The sequence below is a fragment of the Gluconobacter sp. genome, from assembly GCF_047722525.1.
GTDB lineage: Bacteria > Pseudomonadota > Alphaproteobacteria > Acetobacterales > Acetobacteraceae > Gluconobacter.
This window is the reverse complement of record NZ_JBDNYY010000002.1, coordinates 146730-161950: the sequence shown is the minus strand read 5'-3', so window position 1 is coordinate 161950 and position 15221 is coordinate 146730. Positions and strand designations below refer to the sequence as shown.

Below are 15221 nucleotides of genomic sequence, written 5' to 3'. Positions count from 1 at the left end.
ATCGATAATATATTTATTTTTCTGATTTTATGATTTCAGTCATAGTAACACCTAAACGAGTTTCATCCACCATAACAACCTCACCCCTTGCTATCAAACGATTATTGACGAGTATATCAATCGAATCTCCGATTTTACGATCCAATTCGACTACAGCACCACGACCCAAGCGCAATAACTGGTTTATTGGCATAGTGGTACGCCCTAAAACCGCACTTACAGTCACCGGTATATCATAAATAGCCTCTAAATCATTAGGGACTTTATTATCTATTTTATCAACTCCCGAAAATTCTTCTTTTTCCATATTGAAATCTTCCTTGTCTTTTTCAGACATGCTTTCGTTCCTATTTATCATCCAGTAAAAGAAAAATATCTGATATTATTCTTTTTATAGATTCCTCTGCATTACGGACCAAATACCCACCACCCCACGATAATTTAAATTCACCATCTTTTATTTCTTCATCCAGATTGATCTCCATCTCACTTTCCATAGAGCTAGGAAAATACATCTTTATTTTTCCAAAAAGATCTTTAGAGCAAGTTAATTTTAAGCGGTAATTCTCATTTAAAAAGGGAGTGATTTTCTCAAAAATTTTTTTAGATTCCTCAGCCCCATATTGTGCCAGGATATTAGGAAATAAATTTATAAGAGCTTTAAATATTACAAAAGAAACTTCTCTGGAAATTTCTCTTTTTTGCTCATCTATTTTTAATTTTATTTCTTTTATTTCACATAATATATTTTTATTAAAATTATCTTCCAAAATTAATTTTTCATTATCGCTTATTTCTTTTTCCAGCCTTCGCCCTTCCCGAAGTCCCTTATTATAATACTCATCTAAAACCTCTTTGGAGGGCAGTTCATTTTTTTTAACCTCTACTACAGCGGGTATGTCCTCGTTTTTTTCTATTTTGAATTTAGACACTGAGTCAAAATCCTCAGTATAAAGAATACTTGGAATATTCCTTTCTGCAGAAAATAAATTACTCATCAAACAATCATCTCGTTTCCTGGTTGTTCTTGATCAATCAGATCAATTTCACCCCGGTCAACCAGATCTTTCGCAATGATAAGAATTTCGTTCTGTGCTGTATCCACATCTTTCACTCGAACAGGCCCCAAATCTTCAATTTCATCCAAAAGAATGCGACCTGCGCGTTCTGACATAGAAGCGAGAAATGCCTGCCTTAACTTGTCACTTGCGCCTTTAAGCGCCAACGGAAGGCTCTCACGAGGGATTTGGTTCAATAGTGTTATCAACCCTTCTCCCGAAATATTTACAAGCTCTTCGAAGGTAAACATGAGGCTTTTAATTTGTTCTGCATCATCCTGACTACGCTCTTCCAAAGCAGTCATAAATCTGCCTTCAAGTCTCCTGTCAAAATTGTTGAATATATCCGCCAAAACTTCATGACTATTACGATTTATTCCTCGCGGAAGATTAGAAACAAATTCTGATCTTAACGTTTTCTCTACACTTTGAAGAACATTCTTTTGTATAGTTTCTGTCTTCAACATTCTCATCATAATATCTAACGAAAATTCTTCAGGGAAAAGTGCGAGAACTTTCGCTGCATGAGAAGGTTTAATCCGACTCAAGATAACCGCCACTGTTTGTGGATACTCATTTTTCAAATAATTCGCGAGAACTGATTCTGATACATTCCCCAGTTTATCCCACATTGTTCGCCCAGCAGGACCACGAATTTCTTCCATAATCGCCGCAGCACGATTGGCAGGAAGAGCATTCTTGAGAAGTTTTTCTGTACTCTCGAGATCTCCTACCACTCCTTCCGCCGATCCTAATCCCTGGCTAAATTCATGGCATACTTTTTCGACAACATTTGAAGAAACAATCCCAAGCTGGGCCATGGCAGAAGAAATTTCTCTAATCTCTTCTTCATGCATCTGCTCGAACAAACGAGAGCAGTTTTCTTCACCCAGTGCCATCATTAAGATGGCAGCCTTTTGCACCCCTGAGATATTCTTTTCCATTTCCATTATCTCGCTATTCCTTCCTGAGAAGGCATCAACCATCCCCTTACCAAAGCAATGCTTTCAGAAGGATGGGTCTCCACAAGATCTACGACCTTCTGAACCGACGAAGCCCTAATTCGCCCTTGAACCCCATTAACAGAAACCGTCTCTTCATCCAGTGGCTCCGCATTAACATATGCAGCTTCGAGCATTGGTGTTTTTTGTCCCTCAGCCTGACTACCCGGCAAATAAACAGCCGGCTGTGCTGAGAGGGCATCGCCCGGAGATCGAGATTGGGAAGCTGGAAAACCTAATAATGTCTGTGTATTTCCTTCTCCAACCGGTCGCAACAATGGTCGAACAACAAAAAACAGGACCATGGCTAAACAAGTAACGAATAATCCAAACCTTACGGCTTCCATCTGATTTGAATGAGAAAGAAATTTGGACCAACCGGAAGCGGCTGGTCGCATTTCCGTTTCCATATCAGTAAATTTCATGGACATTACTGTTACCACGTCACCGCGGCTCTGATCGAACCCAACTGCACTTTTGGTCAACGCAGTCAGTCGACCGAGTTCTTCCTGACTGCGTGCCTGCCATGTCAAATGGCCTTTGCCATCAGTCTGGCTAATACCATCCACCATTACAGCCATGCTTATACGAGCAATACGTGGCTGGTCTTGAACCAGAGTGCGGACGGTCTTGCCTATTTCGTAGTTGTTGGTTTGCTCCTGCCGACTGCTTTGACTTCCATTTTGCTGTTGGCCCGCGTTGGCGTTGGGAAGGTTATTCGATACTGTCGTGTTGGTAGAGCCCTGAGTATTAATGTTTTTTTCTGTTTTGGTTTGCTGTGAACGCAGTACCTGTTGATCAGGATCATAATTTTCCTGAGTTTCCCGGACCTGATCGTTATTCATTGTTACATTTGCTTCAACACGAACATGCCCCGGTCCCAATGACGATCCCAATAGATCTTCAACTTCTCGGGCAATACGTTGCTCAATCAATTGACGCTGCTCTTCCGGAGACTGACCGCCATTAGCCGTCCCTTCTCCCTGTTTCAGAAGAACATGCCCACGATTATCAATCAGGGAGATATTGCGTGCATCAAGCCCCGGAACCGCAGCGGAAACAAGATTAACAACGGCAGCAATGCTTTCTTCATCAAGACGACGCCCTCCGTCCATTGAAAGAAGAACACTTGCCTGGGCATTTTGTTCATCAGTTGAAAAGAGTTCCCTATGGCGCAGAACCAAGTGAACTCTTGCATTCCGAACGCCATGGATGAGACGAATTGAGCGCTCGAGCTCCCCTTCAAGGGCGCGGGTCTCATTAATGGTCTGCTCGAATTGCGTGGCTGTAAAACTGTTGCCCTTGTCAAAAATCTCGTATCCGACAGATCCACCGGATGGCAGTCCACTTTTCGCCAGGAGCAATCTGGCGCGGGCGACATCCTCGTCAGGCACCATAATGGTACTGCCCTGATCCTGTAGATGATATTTGATATGCGCTTTTGAAAGCTGGTCTACGATTTCACCCGCTTCATGAGCTTCCAAATCACGGTACAGCAACCCGTTTGTGGCATTAACACCATGCAGAACAAGAACTCCGAGCAGGATCAGCATGGCAGTTCCAACACCACCGAGAGCTGCCAAACGCGGAAGACCCAATTGCTTGAGGTTTGTTAGCAACGCTTTCACCGGTTGCTCTCTTCCTGCTTACAAGGCGAATCGCAATCATGACGACTCCCCTCAGGAAAACCTCCCTGCTCTGTCCACATGCGCACTTACCCCTAAAAGCTTTACTGTCGATAATGCTCATTGTGGGACAGAAAGGTTAACACACGCCTAACAAGCCGCATTGGGAAGATGCTGGGATCAGGTATCTGAAAAACCAGTCAGGTCACTCATGTCAATTGTAGCATCTCCCATATCAATATTGACTCCGGAAGAACTTTTTGAAACGCCGGTTACCGTTCCTGTTATCGTAGTTGGAAGAGCAACACTGGTACCATCCGTAGAGCTTCCTTCTACTGCGACAGTATAAGCTCCATCGTTCAATTGCGTTCCTGCATTATTTTTACCGTCCCACTTCCAGGTATTTGTTCCTGATGCCGCGTCTATTGTTTCGGATTTTACAACCGTTCCTGTATTATCCGTTACAGCAATTGCCACATCACCCGCCTGAGGCGCCGTAAATGATAGGGATGCCGCTCCCCCCTGCAGCGGCAAACTGGAACTGCTGGCAGTTGTCGTCTTGCCAATCAGACTGACAGCCGAGGCCATCTGATTATCCTGAGTCGCAGAGATCAGGCTGGTTAAATTGGTATTGGTTTCCACCTGCTGCTGAACACCCGCAAACTGAGCCAGTTCCGCCGTGAACGAGTCAGTGCTTGTAGGATTGCTCGGATCCTGATGCTGTAGCTGCGTTGTGAGCAATGTAAGAAATTGATTGAAGTTTCCTCCAAGAGAGGACAGGGAGCCGGTCGAACTGCTTGTAGCAGTTGATGTACTGGACGAAGCTGCTGCAGAATTTGCTGCGGCATTACTTTTCGCCGCAGCGATAGCCTGACTCAAAAGAGATGTGCTGGCTGTTGTTCCCGCTGAAGAGATCATGACTCTAATCCTATGTTAGACGGTAAGATCGACGACACCACGCAAAACCCGACGTTCTGCTACGGGGCTTGCGTTTGCCGTTGAAGCACCACGCGTTGCGCCTGAAGATTGGTTGTTTTCTTCCTGCCGTTTGCCGTTGGACGACATGTCAAGAAATGAAGGGGCTGAAAGACTGACCTGGATATCTGGCGATATCAGGGGCTGGAGGTCAGTCATCGAAACCGAATTCTGAGTTATCGTCGCCAGTAATGTGTCGCGATCATCTTTGAGCGACTGGTAAACTTCGGGATTATCTGTATTGATGTGGATACGATGTTCTTTATTGGCATCTCCGCCAATTTCTACATGTACTTTTTCATGATTCCCGATACTCATTTCGATATGAGTTGTCGCGTTTCCACCGTCGATTTTCTGATAGAGTAAAGGCTGTTGTTCATCATGACGCGAAATCCGCTCTTCAGAGTCTGCCGCCTCCGATGCCTTTTCTGACTGAGAAGCGAAAGATGTCTCATCCACCGGTTCGGCAGATATTGTTTTTTCCGGAGTTGATTCCATGTGAGCCAAGGGAATATTTTCCATCGACATCACTGGCTTTGATCCATCGACACTTTCCATTACTGGAAGACTTTCTGTCGTTATCTGCGACGCCCTGTCTTTTTGAGCTGAGACTTCTACCGATACATGCTCCAATGACAGGTCAGTACTGTCAGACGGCTTCGGCTCGGCTTCCTGCTCCTGACTTTCCAGAGCTGGCGTAGCCTGCCCCCCCTCAGAAATGTTCACATCTGACGATGACTGTACGACTGAATTATTATCAGGTAATTCAGATAAACCGTCTTCTGGAATTTCTTTTTCTACATTTTGTTCATCATTGTTTTTGATTTTCTCTATTTTTCCAGCTTCTTTCCCTTTCACCTCCTGCTGAAATTGATTGAGTCCGTTTTTTTGATTCTGTTCTCTGTTTAATCCCAGCGTATTCTTCTGCACCCGATCTGAAGGCATATCTTTAGCCACGATATTTGATTTCGTCGCAATAATATGACGATTTGAATCCGTAGCTTCATTCTGCGTGGCAGCAGAACGATCAAATTTTGTCGGAGCTCTGGTTTTTGGAAGCTGATTTGAAGATTTGCTGTCTGAGCCCTGTGCTTTTAGGGCCTGCGGCTTGTCCATCGTATTTTTCTGGCTGACTTGAGCATGCGCAGGCGTCTTCGGGTGCACATAGCTTTCCAGAAAATCGTGGAAGCGCTCATTCGAAGCCAGTTGGGTGCCAGGCGCAAGCTCGCCACGCCCGGGTCCGGTCGTCATTAAAGATGCGGATGTCGTGACATGTGACAAAAGTTTGTGCCTCCGGATCCGCTGACAATGGGAAATCCGCGAAAATGTTGGCACAAAAATTGTAAAGAAAGCGTTTAACGATCCCTAAGGGACATCCCCTGGAAAAACCCTTTCATCAGGCTTTTCCGGGGATATGGAAAGACCGCAGCACCCTGTCTCAAGGATGAATAGCGTCGTATGCCGGGGAACCCGCGAAAGGACCTCGCGGAATGGTCGGTGTACTTGGACATACAGGCGGATTTCCCTCAAGCGCCAATGCCTGCACTGTATGCGTTGCCGTTGAAACCAGTCCCCTGACGGCCAGTTTCTGGTTCAGACGAACATTTGCCAGAAACTCATCCGGAAGAATAACTGTCGTGCCATCGCGCAGCTTCACGCCCGTAGGCGTGATGCCGGAGACGATCCCCTGCGTCACCGGCAGCGGCGTCATGTCATAGACGCAGGGAGCAGCCTTGGCTGCGGAGACGGACAGAGCCAGGACCAGGCTGGCGAAAGCGAGCGTTTTCAATGTCGGAAATGCCTCATGCCGGTGAATACCATGGCGATCCCGGCAGCGTCTGCCGCATCGATCACCTCCTGATCGCGAATGGAGCCGCCTGGCTGAATGACAGCCACAGCACCTGCCGCAACAACGCTCTCAAGACCATCAGCGAAGGGGAAGAAAGCGTCCGAAGCCGCGACCGAACCGGTCGTCAGCGGTGCGCGTTCTCCGGCTTCCTTCGCAGCGTCCTCGCTCTTGCGCGCTGCAATACGCGCGCTGTCCACCCGGGACATCTGTCCGGCGCCAATGCCGACCGTTGCCCCGTTACGGACATAGATGACAGCGTTTGACTTCACGTGTTTTGCGACACGGAACGCAAACAGCAGGTCCTTCATTTCCTGAGCCGTCGGTGCGCGCTTGGTCACGACCTTCAGATCGGCTTCCGTCACACGGCCCGCATCACGGGTCTGAGCCAGGAAGCCGCCCGCGACCGAGCGGAACGCCAGCCCTTCGGCTGTCGGATCCGGCATGCCTTCGGTCAGCAGAAGGCGCAGGTTCTTCTTGCGGGCGAGGATCTCGATCGCTTCCGCATCGGCATCGGGTGCAACAATCACTTCCGTGAAGATCTTGCTGATCCTCTGGGCCGTTGCTCCATCCAGCGTCCGGTTGACTGCAACGATACCACCGAAAGCCGAGACCGGATCACAGCGCAGGGCCGCAATCCAGGCCTGCTCCAGAGTAGACGCGGAGGCCACGCCGCATGGATTGGCGTGCTTGACGATCACGACTGTCGGTTCATCGAATTCAGCCACAGCCTCAAAGGCTGCATCCGTGTCGTTGATATTGTTGTAGCTCAGCGCCTTGCCCTGAAGCTGGCGGGCTGTCGCGACACCCGGACGCTGACTTCCGTCCCGATAGAAAGCCGCCTTCTGGTGCGGATTTTCGCCATAACGCAGCAGATCGTCCCGGGTCCCGCTCAGGGTCAGGACCGGCGGCAGGATTTCGCCGGCCTGTTTGGCGAACCAGCGTGAGATCATGCTGTCATAAGCGGCTGTATGAGCATAGGCGGAAGCAGCATAATTGCGACGCTCGGCCAGAACCGTCCCCCCGTGCCCCAGCGACGCGATAGCCGCGGCATACTGCTGCGGATCTGTCAGGATCGCCACATGATCGAAGTTCTTGGCGGCGGCGCGGATCATGGCAGGGCCACCGATATCGATATTCTCGATGCAGTCCTCATCCCCGGCACCCGATGCCACCGTTGCGGCGAACGGGTAAAGATTCACACAGACCAGATCGATCGGCGCAATGCCGTGTTCCGCCATCTGCGCGACATGAGCCGGAAAATCGCGGCGGCCGAGAATGCCCCCATGCACCTGCGGGACGAGGGTCTTGACCCGGCCGTCCAGGATTTCAGGGAAGCCGGTATGCTCCGAGACGTCCTTGACTGTCAGACCCGCATCGCGAAGGGCCTTTGCTGAGCCCCCCGTCGAGAGCAGTTCCGCACCGTGGGCGGCGAGCGCACGCCCCAGTTCGATCAGTCCCGTCTTGTCAGAAACGGAGAGGAGGGCGCGACGGACGGGGAGTCGGGTCTCAGTCATGATGAGAATGAAATATCCTTCAAAACATGTCCGCGCAACCGCGAGTGATGCACAGATTGAGGAACATGACCCGGAAGAGGGCCATTTCCGGAAAATCCTGCCCAGCCCAGAAGGCAGAGGATGGGCACAAGAAGCATGATTTCCCCGATCCCGCCAGTCCGGACATAGGGCCAGAGCGAGAGTCGCGAGCGGCTGAGAGGAGCCAGCAACTGGCAGCCGCCTGTTGGGAGGTCCACGGCAATATGTGTTGCAGCCCCAAGAAGGAGCGCGCCCCAGGGGCCATGCAGGCTTTCAGGCCCCCTCAGGCCATTGATGATGGCTGCAGCCACCAGCAGCATCACACCGGAATGGGTCAGACCCCGATGGCCAAAGGCTTTTGCCAGAAAACGGGAAAGGATTTTCAGCCGACTGCCAAGCATGGAGCGCTCGGTATCAAGGTCTGGCAGGAGGCTACCCAGCAGGCCCGTGCAGAGGGAAAACGGTTCGGGCGACAGCATATGCCAGCGCATGGCGCACAACACGGCAAAGCCGCCAATCAGCAGATGGGAACGTCCGGTCACGCCCCCTTATGATCTGCTTCGGCACGTCCCGCAAACCATTTGTTCACAAAACGTTCACGGATACCACAACATGATGTGTGTATCCGTGAAACGCTTTTCCGGATCAGACCTTCAGCAGAGCTGCAGCCGTCGCGCGCTGACGGACCTTGTCCGCATCGAACGTGCCGGCCGTCACCCAGGAACCGCCGACACAGGCCACGGACGGAAGAGCCAGCCAGTCCGGTGCGCTCTCTTCCGTAATGCCGCCCGTCGGGCAGAAACGGACATTGCTGCCAAAAACGCTCGCCAGACTCTTGAGCGCCGGAATGCCGCCATTCGTCACGGCCGGGAAGAACTTGAAGCGCGACAGGCCCAGATCGAGACCGCGCATGATGTCACCGGCATTGGCTACACCCGGCAGGAACGGAACGTCATGCTCGACGGATGCCTTCGCCAGCGCCTCGGTCAGTCCCGGGCTGACGATGAAGCGCGCTCCCGCCTTCACGGCCCGGTCCATGTCAGAGGGATTCAGCACCGTGCCCGCACCGACGAGCGCACCGGGAACCTGCGACATTTCCTCAATGACTTCCAGGGCACAGGGCGTGCGCAGCGTGACTTCCAGCGTGGACAGTCCACCGGCCACCAGAGCCTCGGCCATCGGACGGGCCTGCGCCACGTCATTGACCACCAGCACCGGCATGACCGGACAGCGGCTCATGACGGCATCAAGTTTGGCAGTATCGATCATGAAAAATGTTCCTTAGTGAATGTCGTCGCCAACGGCTTCGATCACGCGATCCATCTGGGCCAGCATCGCGGACCCGCCAGCCTCGGCCGGATCATGCACCGAACGCATCAGCGCGAACAGTTCCCGTCCCGTTCCAAGAGCAGGCGGCGGCGGCGCAATCGGCTTGCGACTGTCCCACTCCGCCGCATCCACCAGAACCTCGATCTGTCCCGTCACGGCGCAGACACGGATCATGTCACCGTCGCGCACACGGGCGATCGGGCCGCCAACCTGCGCTTCGGGACCAACATGAATGGCCGCCGGCACCTTGCCGCTCGCGCCCGACATGCGCCCATCCGTCAGCAGAGCCACCTTGAAGCCACGGTCCTGAAGCACGCCCAGTGTCGGGGTCAGCTTGTGCAGTTCCGGCATGCCATTGGCTTCCGGCCCCTGGAACCGGACAACCACGACAACATCACGTTCGAGTTCGCCATTCTGATAGGCCGTGATAACGTCATGCTGGTCCTGGAAGACCCGCGCGGGGGCTTCCACAGTCAGATGCTCAGCCGCAATGGCGCTGCTCTTGTAGATCGCGCGCCCCAGATTGCCCGTCATCAGACGCATACCGCCATCGGGACGGAACGGCGAGGAAACATCACGCAGGATATCCGTATCAGTGGACGGCTTTGCATGGCTATAGACGATTTCGTCGCCTTCCAGAGACGCGCGGCGTGCGTAATCGGCGAAACCGCCACGCGAGACGGTGAGGATGTCCTTGTGCAGCATCCCCGCGCGAGTCAGTTCGGCGATCACGGTTGGCATACCACCCACGCGGTTGAACGCATTCACGTCTTCGGAACCACTCGGATAAACGCGCGTGATCAGCGGGACCACAGAAGACAGACGGCTGATGTCTTCCCAGTCGATCAGGATACCGGCTGCGCGGGCAATCGCGGGAAGATGGATCGAATGATTGGTCGAACCACCCGTCGCCAGAAGACCGACCGCCGCGTTGACGATGGCCTTCTCGTCCACACACTGAGCCAGCGGACGCACATCCTCGCCGTTCAGGCCGATTTCAGCCAGACGGTGGATGCCCGAGCGGGTCATCGCCTGACGCAGCTTCGTGTTGGGATTGATGAAGGCAGAATCCGGCATCATCAGACCCATGATCTCGACCATCATCTGGTTCGTATTGGCCGTGCCATAGAACGTGCAGGTTCCGGCACTGTGATAGGAGGCGTTTTCCGCTTCCATCAGTTCGTCCTGCCCGACCTTGCCCTGCACATAGAGCTGACGGATGCGCTGCTTTTCCTTGTTAGGCAGGCCGGACGGCATCGGTCCGGCCGGGATCAGCATGGCCGGCAGATGGCCGAAGCGCAGCGCGCCCATCAGAAGCCCCGGCACGATCTTGTCGCAGATGCCCAGCAGCGCCACGCCCTCGAACATGCCGTGACTCAGCCCGACTGCCGTGGACATGGCGATCACGTCACGGGAGAACAGGGACAGCTCCATCCCCTCCTGCCCCTGCGTCACACCGTCACACATGGCCGGCGCACCACCTGCAACCTGGGCCGTCGCACCGACTTCACGGGCGAACAGCTTGATCTGCTCGGGATAACGGCCGTACGGCTGATGTGCCGAGAGCATGTCGTTATACGTCGTGATCACACCGATATTGGTCCCGGTGGGACGCATCAGTTCAGGCTTGTCAGGGCTGGACGCCGCGATGGCATGGGCCAGATTCCCGCAGGCTAGCTTGGGCCGGAGCACGCCTTTGGCGCGGTTACGCTCCATCAAGGCCAGATACCGACGGCGGGAGACTTTCGAACGCTCGATGATACGGGCAGTCACGCTCTCGACGACGGGATTCAGAGACATCTGGAAATACTCGCTACTCGGCTGATGCCTGCAATGCGTTCAGGAAAGGCCGACTTTCCGGCGCAAGGCACGGTATCGTGATTGAGGCACCGTACATACGGAATGCCCTTCCCCAGAGCAAGCCACCCGTCCAATGAAAACCCCGATATCTCCATTTTTATTTCAATGTCTCATGCCATCCGGTTTCTAAGTTCCAAAAATAACATTTCTGGCGCAATAATACGAATTAGATGTGTTAATAACCGTTTTCAGAAGTCCGCCTTCCCCCTGTACGGAGTGCTTCATGCCTTCCGATGTCCCCGGCAAAAGGATCAGGGCATCCTGACAGTCACTAAATGATCGGTAATTTGCCCGATCGGCCTCCATGAAATATCGATGAGAGTCAGAACCGAATATTGACGGAGCCGATATCATGAAATTCATTCCCGCCATGGCTGCGATTTCAGCCCTTTTTTGCGCGACACCTTTTGCGGGCGCCGCTTCACTTCACTCACACTGGGAGCAGTTCAAGGCACACCGCGCTTTTCATCATCTTTCCGCTGATGGACAGCGTGCCTTTCAGGACATCCTGAACGCCCGTGACATCCTTCAGACGACCGGCAAGACTGAAGCGGCTATCCCGGCGCTCTATGACGCCCAGAAGCGCCTCGCCGCTGCTGACAAGGCCGACAAGAAGTTTCAGGCTGCCGAAAACGATCTGCACCCGGCCCCGCAGCATCCCGTTGCAGCAACCCATAAACCTGTCGCTGGCCAGACCGACTGGCTTCCGGTTGGTGGTGAGTTCATCGTGAATGAAACCCTTGCCCCGGAAAAGAAAACGGCCGTTGCCTCGGCAAATGCCCAGTTGAAATCCGGCAATACGGATCAGGCGGCCGAGACCATGAAGGTCGTTGGCGAGGATACGGACTTCATTCTGGCCCTCGCCCCCATCACGCCGGTTCAGGGCGCAGTCTATCGCGCAACCGTTTTCACCGAAGGCCACCACCCTCAGGATGCCGTCGATGCGCTGAATCAGGCTCTGGACTCGGTGATCTTCGTTTCCGAAAACGCGGTCGAGGCTCAGGCACCCGCCACTCCGGCTCCGGCAGCAGCTACGAAGTAATCTGCTTCCACCGGTCGCTTACACAAAAAAAAGCGGTGCAGGTCTGCCCTGCACCGCTTTTTTATGCGCGCCGATCAGAGTTCAACTCCAGGCCGAACCCTGTGCCGGAAGCAGGATCGCATTTTCCATAGCGACCAGATTGCTCCCGATCCGGGGCGGCCACACACCACTTGCCACCGCCTGGGCACGAATCTCCAGACGGGCATTCATATCCGCATACGGCCAGATATGGGCCAGTCGCGGCGTCCCTTCGATCGAGACCATCCCGCAGACAAGCGAAGAAAGCTCCAGCCGCCCCGGAACAGCCGCGGCAAAAGCCTCCTCCACATCCCCGGCCTGACCGAGCTTCATTTCGTAACAGCGCCATTCATAGATGCTGCCGTGCTCCCCGGCCGGAAGCAGTGGGGAAATGACCCGCCAGCTTGTCACCTCGACGCTCTGGACTGCCTCTTTCGGAATCGCAGCGAGCAGTTCCGGACGCCCCTCCAGAAGCTCCGAACAGGTTCCTGCCGTCCGGAACAGGATAACCCGGTTCAGTACACCGATTTCACTCACCCAGACAGCAAGCCCGTCGCGCCCGGAGAGTGCAGAAACCACCTGCGGCATCTGTCCGATGCGGACATCAAGAACGATGGTTTCTGCGTAACTCATGGGCTGACTCCGGTTTATTTTCCTGCCTGCTGGGCAGCGACAAAATTTTCCAACCAGTGGATCGTATAATCCCCCTTCTGGAAAGACGGATCCGCCAGAATTTTCTGATGAAGCGGGATAACCGTCTTCACACCGTCAACCACGCATTCGTCCAGGGCACGCTGCATGCGGGCAATGGCTTCGGCGCGGGTCGGGGCATGAACGATCAGCTTGGCGATCATGCTGTCGTAGTAAGGCGGGATGCGATAGCCAGCGTAAATGGCGCTGTCCATGCGCACACCCAGCCCACCCGGAGCATGGAACACCTTGATCGTGCCGGGGCTCGGCATGAAGGTTTCCGGATCTTCGGCGTTGATACGGCATTCGATCGCATGGCCGGACATCTTGACGTCAGCCTGCGTGTAACCGAGCGGCTCACCGGATGCGATGCGGATCTGCTCACGCACGAGATCCACGTTACAGACCATCTCCGTCACCGGATGCTCGACCTGAAGACGCGTGTTCATCTCGATGAAGCAGAACTGGCCGTCCTGATACAGAAACTCGAGCGTCCCCGCGTTGCGATAGCCCATCCGCGAAAGGGCTTCGGTTGCGGTGCGACCGATTTCCTCACGCTCGGCATCCGTCAGGGCCGGTGAACCGGCTTCTTCCAGAAGCTTCTGATGGCGGCGCTGAAGCGAACAGTCACGCTCGCCGAAATGCACGACATTGCCCTGCCCGTCACCGAGAACCTGAAGCTCGATATGACGCGGGCGGTTCATGTACTTCTCGAGATAGACCTCGTCATTGCCGAATGCCGCACGAGCTTCCGCGCGGGCCACCGACCAGGCTTCCTCGATATCATCCGCGGTCTGCGCGACCTTCATCCCACGACCACCGCCACCGGCGGCAGCCTTGATCAGGACCGGATAGCCGACCTGTTCAGCGACTTCACGTGCAGCCTGAAGATCCGGCAGGGCGCCATCGGAGCCCGGAACCAGCGGCACGCCAAGCGCGCGCATGGTCGTCTTGGCCGTGATTTTATCGCCCATCGTGCGGATATGCTCGGCTGTCGGGCCGATGAACGCCAGACCATGCTCTTCGACGGTCTCGGCAAATTCGGCATTTTCCGACAGGAACCCATAACCCGGATGAATGGCGTCCGCCCCCGTGATCGTCGCGGCCGAAAGAATGGCCGCAACATTCAGGTACGAGTCACGCGCACTCGGCGGACCAATGCAGACGGCTTCATCCGCAAGACGCACATGCATCGCATCGGCGTCGGCGGTCGAATGCACGGCAACGGTTTTGATGCCCATCTCGCGGCAGGCGCGCTGGATCCGCAGCGCGATCTCACCCCGGTTGGCAATAAGGACCTTGGAAATCATTACTCGATGATCGCCAGGGCTTCGCCGAACTCGACCGGCTGACCGGACTCGACAAGGAACTTCGTCAGCGTACCGGCGCGGGGCGCCTTGATCTGGTTGAAGGTCTTCATGGCTTCGATGAGCATGATTGTCTGACCGGCAGCGACCGGCTGACCTTCAACGGCGAATGGCGGGGATGCCGGATCCGGCGTCAGATAGGCCACGCCGACCATGGGGCTCGGAACCATGCCCGGATGCTTCGCCGGATCTGCCGGAGCGGCGACGGGCACTGCCGCGACCGGAGCAGCAGGTGCCGCGGGAGCGGCTGCCGGAGCAGCAGCCTGGACCACACTGACATTGCGGGCCACGCGGATGCGGCTGTCAGCTTCGGAAATCTCGATTTCGGTCAGGCCGGTTTCCGTCAGAATATCGGCCAATGCCCGAATGGCATCCTTGTCCACGAGCATACGGCTCATCCTTCGTCTTCGATCATGTCGGTTATTGCCTGAAGCGCGTGCGCATATCCCCTGACGCCGAGGCCACAGATCACGCCGATGGCGGCCTGCGAGACGTAGGTATGATGACGGAACGGCTCCCTGCGATGGATATTGGAAATATGAACCTCAACCACGGGCAGCTCGACCGCCAGAAGCGCGTCAAGCAGGGCAATCGAGGTGTGTCCGTAAGCGGCGGGATTGATCACGATTCCATCTGCACGGCCGCGACATTCCTGAACCCAGGACACAAGTTCACCCTCTCCGTTCGTCTGACGAAAATCAATGGCGACATCAAGCCGCTCGGCAGCCTGAATGCATACCTGCTCGACATCATCAAGCGTGGCATGGCCGTAGATTCCGGGCTGGCGAAGTCCCAGCATATTGAGGTTCGGACCGTTGAGAACGGTGATCAGAGGGCGTTTCATCTGGCCGCGCGATAGCACTTTCGGAGCCGTC

16 protein-coding genes are annotated in these 15221 nt (G+C 54.2%); 1 reads left to right on the top strand and 15 read right to left on the bottom strand.

Annotation, left to right across the window (positions count from 1 at the left end; translation table 11 throughout):
• Positions 1-13: 13 nt before the first annotated feature.
• The 11 genes from fliN to edd form a co-directional block, all read right to left on the bottom strand.
• Positions 14-307, bottom strand: coding sequence for a flagellar motor switch protein FliN (gene fliN, locus ABF859_RS02785; protein WP_415526179.1), 294 nt, complete (start codon positions 305-307; stop codon positions 14-16).
• Between the two features lie 40 nt (positions 308-347).
• Entirely contained in the window at positions 348-998 is a 651-nt protein-coding gene (locus ABF859_RS02780) for a hypothetical protein (RefSeq protein WP_415525940.1), read from the bottom strand.
• Positions 998-2044 (bottom strand): flagellar motor switch protein FliG, encoded by a 1047-nt coding sequence (locus ABF859_RS02775; protein WP_415525938.1) that lies wholly within the window; start codon positions 2042-2044, stop codon positions 998-1000. The genes ABF859_RS02780 and ABF859_RS02775 overlap by 1 nt, the downstream gene beginning before the upstream one ends.
• Entirely contained in the window at positions 2008-3687 is a 1680-nt protein-coding gene (gene fliF / locus ABF859_RS02770) for a flagellar basal-body MS-ring/collar protein FliF (RefSeq protein WP_415525936.1), read from the bottom strand. The genes ABF859_RS02775 and fliF overlap by 37 nt, the downstream gene beginning before the upstream one ends.
• A 177-nt stretch (positions 3688-3864) precedes the next feature.
• On the bottom strand, positions 3865-4602 hold the full coding sequence (locus ABF859_RS02765) for a flagellar hook assembly protein FlgD (protein ID WP_415525934.1): 738 nt from the start codon (positions 4600-4602) through the stop codon (positions 3865-3867).
• A 15-nt stretch (positions 4603-4617) separates the two neighbouring features.
• Positions 4618-5940, bottom strand: a complete 1323-nt coding sequence (locus tag ABF859_RS02760; RefSeq protein ID WP_415525932.1) for a hypothetical protein — start codon at positions 5938-5940, stop codon at positions 4618-4620.
• A 157-nt stretch (positions 5941-6097) separates the two neighbouring features.
• Positions 6098-6448 carry a hypothetical protein gene (locus ABF859_RS02755; protein ID WP_415525930.1) on the bottom strand — a complete coding sequence of 117 codons (351 nt, stop codon included), beginning with the start codon at positions 6446-6448 and terminating at the stop codon, positions 6098-6100.
• On the bottom strand, positions 6445-8022 hold the full coding sequence (gene purH / locus ABF859_RS02750; RefSeq protein ID WP_415525928.1) for a bifunctional phosphoribosylaminoimidazolecarboxamide formyltransferase/IMP cyclohydrolase: 1578 nt from the start codon (positions 8020-8022) through the stop codon (positions 6445-6447). Before purH ends, ABF859_RS02755 begins: the two co-directional genes overlap by 4 nt.
• Positions 8019-8582 carry a metal-dependent hydrolase gene (locus tag ABF859_RS02745; RefSeq protein ID WP_415525926.1) on the bottom strand — a complete coding sequence of 188 codons (564 nt, stop codon included), beginning with the start codon at positions 8580-8582 and terminating at the stop codon, positions 8019-8021. The genes purH and ABF859_RS02745 overlap by 4 nt, the downstream gene beginning before the upstream one ends.
• 103 nt (positions 8583-8685) lie before the next feature.
• Positions 8686-9309, bottom strand: a complete 624-nt coding sequence (gene eda, locus ABF859_RS02740) for a bifunctional 4-hydroxy-2-oxoglutarate aldolase/2-dehydro-3-deoxy-phosphogluconate aldolase (RefSeq protein ID WP_415525924.1) — start codon at positions 9307-9309, stop codon at positions 8686-8688.
• Positions 9310-9321: 12 nt separating this feature from the next.
• On the bottom strand, positions 9322-11169 hold the full coding sequence (gene edd / locus ABF859_RS02735) for a phosphogluconate dehydratase (RefSeq protein WP_415525922.1): 1848 nt from the start codon (positions 11167-11169) through the stop codon (positions 9322-9324).
• Between the two features lie 412 nt (positions 11170-11581).
• Here edd and ABF859_RS02730 point away from each other — a divergent pair, with 412 nt between their 5' ends.
• Complete coding sequence (locus tag ABF859_RS02730) at positions 11582-12271, top strand: YfdX family protein (protein WP_415525920.1); 690 nt, start codon at positions 11582-11584, stop codon at positions 12269-12271.
• Positions 12272-12352: 81 nt separating this feature from the next.
• Here ABF859_RS02730 and ABF859_RS02725 read toward each other — a convergent pair whose 3' ends face one another.
• From ABF859_RS02725 to aroQ, 4 genes are read right to left on the bottom strand one after another with little or no spacing between them, the layout of a single operon-like run.
• A complete protein-coding gene (locus ABF859_RS02725; RefSeq protein WP_415525918.1) occupies positions 12353-12922 on the bottom strand; it encodes an NIPSNAP family protein in 570 nt (189 codons plus the stop codon).
• A 14-nt stretch (positions 12923-12936) separates the two neighbouring features.
• A complete protein-coding gene (accC, locus tag ABF859_RS02720) occupies positions 12937-14289 on the bottom strand; it encodes an acetyl-CoA carboxylase biotin carboxylase subunit (protein ID WP_415525916.1) in 1353 nt (450 codons plus the stop codon).
• A complete protein-coding gene (locus ABF859_RS02715) occupies positions 14289-14744 on the bottom strand; it encodes an acetyl-CoA carboxylase biotin carboxyl carrier protein (protein ID WP_225198892.1) in 456 nt (151 codons plus the stop codon). The genes accC and ABF859_RS02715 overlap by 1 nt, the downstream gene beginning before the upstream one ends.
• Complete coding sequence (gene aroQ / locus ABF859_RS02710) at positions 14741-15190, bottom strand: type II 3-dehydroquinate dehydratase (RefSeq protein ID WP_041112562.1); 450 nt, start codon at positions 15188-15190, stop codon at positions 14741-14743. Before aroQ ends, ABF859_RS02715 begins: the two co-directional genes overlap by 4 nt.
• Positions 15191-15221 lie beyond the last annotated feature (31 nt).

Bases quoted from the DNA above. Each gene is read 5' to 3' on its own strand.
- fliN (WP_415526179.1), bottom strand. From the start codon at position 307: ATGGAAAAAGAAGAATTTTCGGGAGTTGATAAAATAGATAATAAAGTC.
- ABF859_RS02780 (WP_415525940.1), bottom strand. From the start codon at position 998: ATGAGTAATTTATTTTCTGCAGAAAGGAATATTCCAAGTATTCTTTAT.
- ABF859_RS02775 (WP_415525938.1), bottom strand. From the start codon at position 2,044: ATGGTTGATGCCTTCTCAGGAAGGAATAGCGAGATAATGGAAATGGAA.
- ABF859_RS02765 (WP_415525934.1), bottom strand. From the start codon at position 4,602: ATGATCTCTTCAGCGGGAACAACAGCCAGCACATCTCTTTTGAGTCAG.
- purH (WP_415525928.1), bottom strand. From the start codon at position 8,022: ATGACTGAGACCCGACTCCCCGTCCGTCGCGCCCTCCTCTCCGTTTCT.
- eda (WP_415525924.1), bottom strand. From the start codon at position 9,309: ATGATCGATACTGCCAAACTTGATGCCGTCATGAGCCGCTGTCCGGTC.
- edd (WP_415525922.1), bottom strand. From the start codon at position 11,169: ATGTCTCTGAATCCCGTCGTCGAGAGCGTGACTGCCCGTATCATCGAG.
- ABF859_RS02730 (WP_415525920.1), top strand. From the start codon at position 11,582: ATGAAATTCATTCCCGCCATGGCTGCGATTTCAGCCCTTTTTTGCGCG.
- ABF859_RS02725 (WP_415525918.1), bottom strand. From the start codon at position 12,922: ATGAGTTACGCAGAAACCATCGTTCTTGATGTCCGCATCGGACAGATG.
- accC (WP_415525916.1), bottom strand. From the start codon at position 14,289: ATGATTTCCAAGGTCCTTATTGCCAACCGGGGTGAGATCGCGCTGCGG.
- ABF859_RS02715 (WP_225198892.1), bottom strand. From the start codon at position 14,744: ATGAGCCGTATGCTCGTGGACAAGGATGCCATTCGGGCATTGGCCGAT.
- aroQ (WP_041112562.1), bottom strand. From the start codon at position 15,190: ATGAAACGCCCTCTGATCACCGTTCTCAACGGTCCGAACCTCAATATG.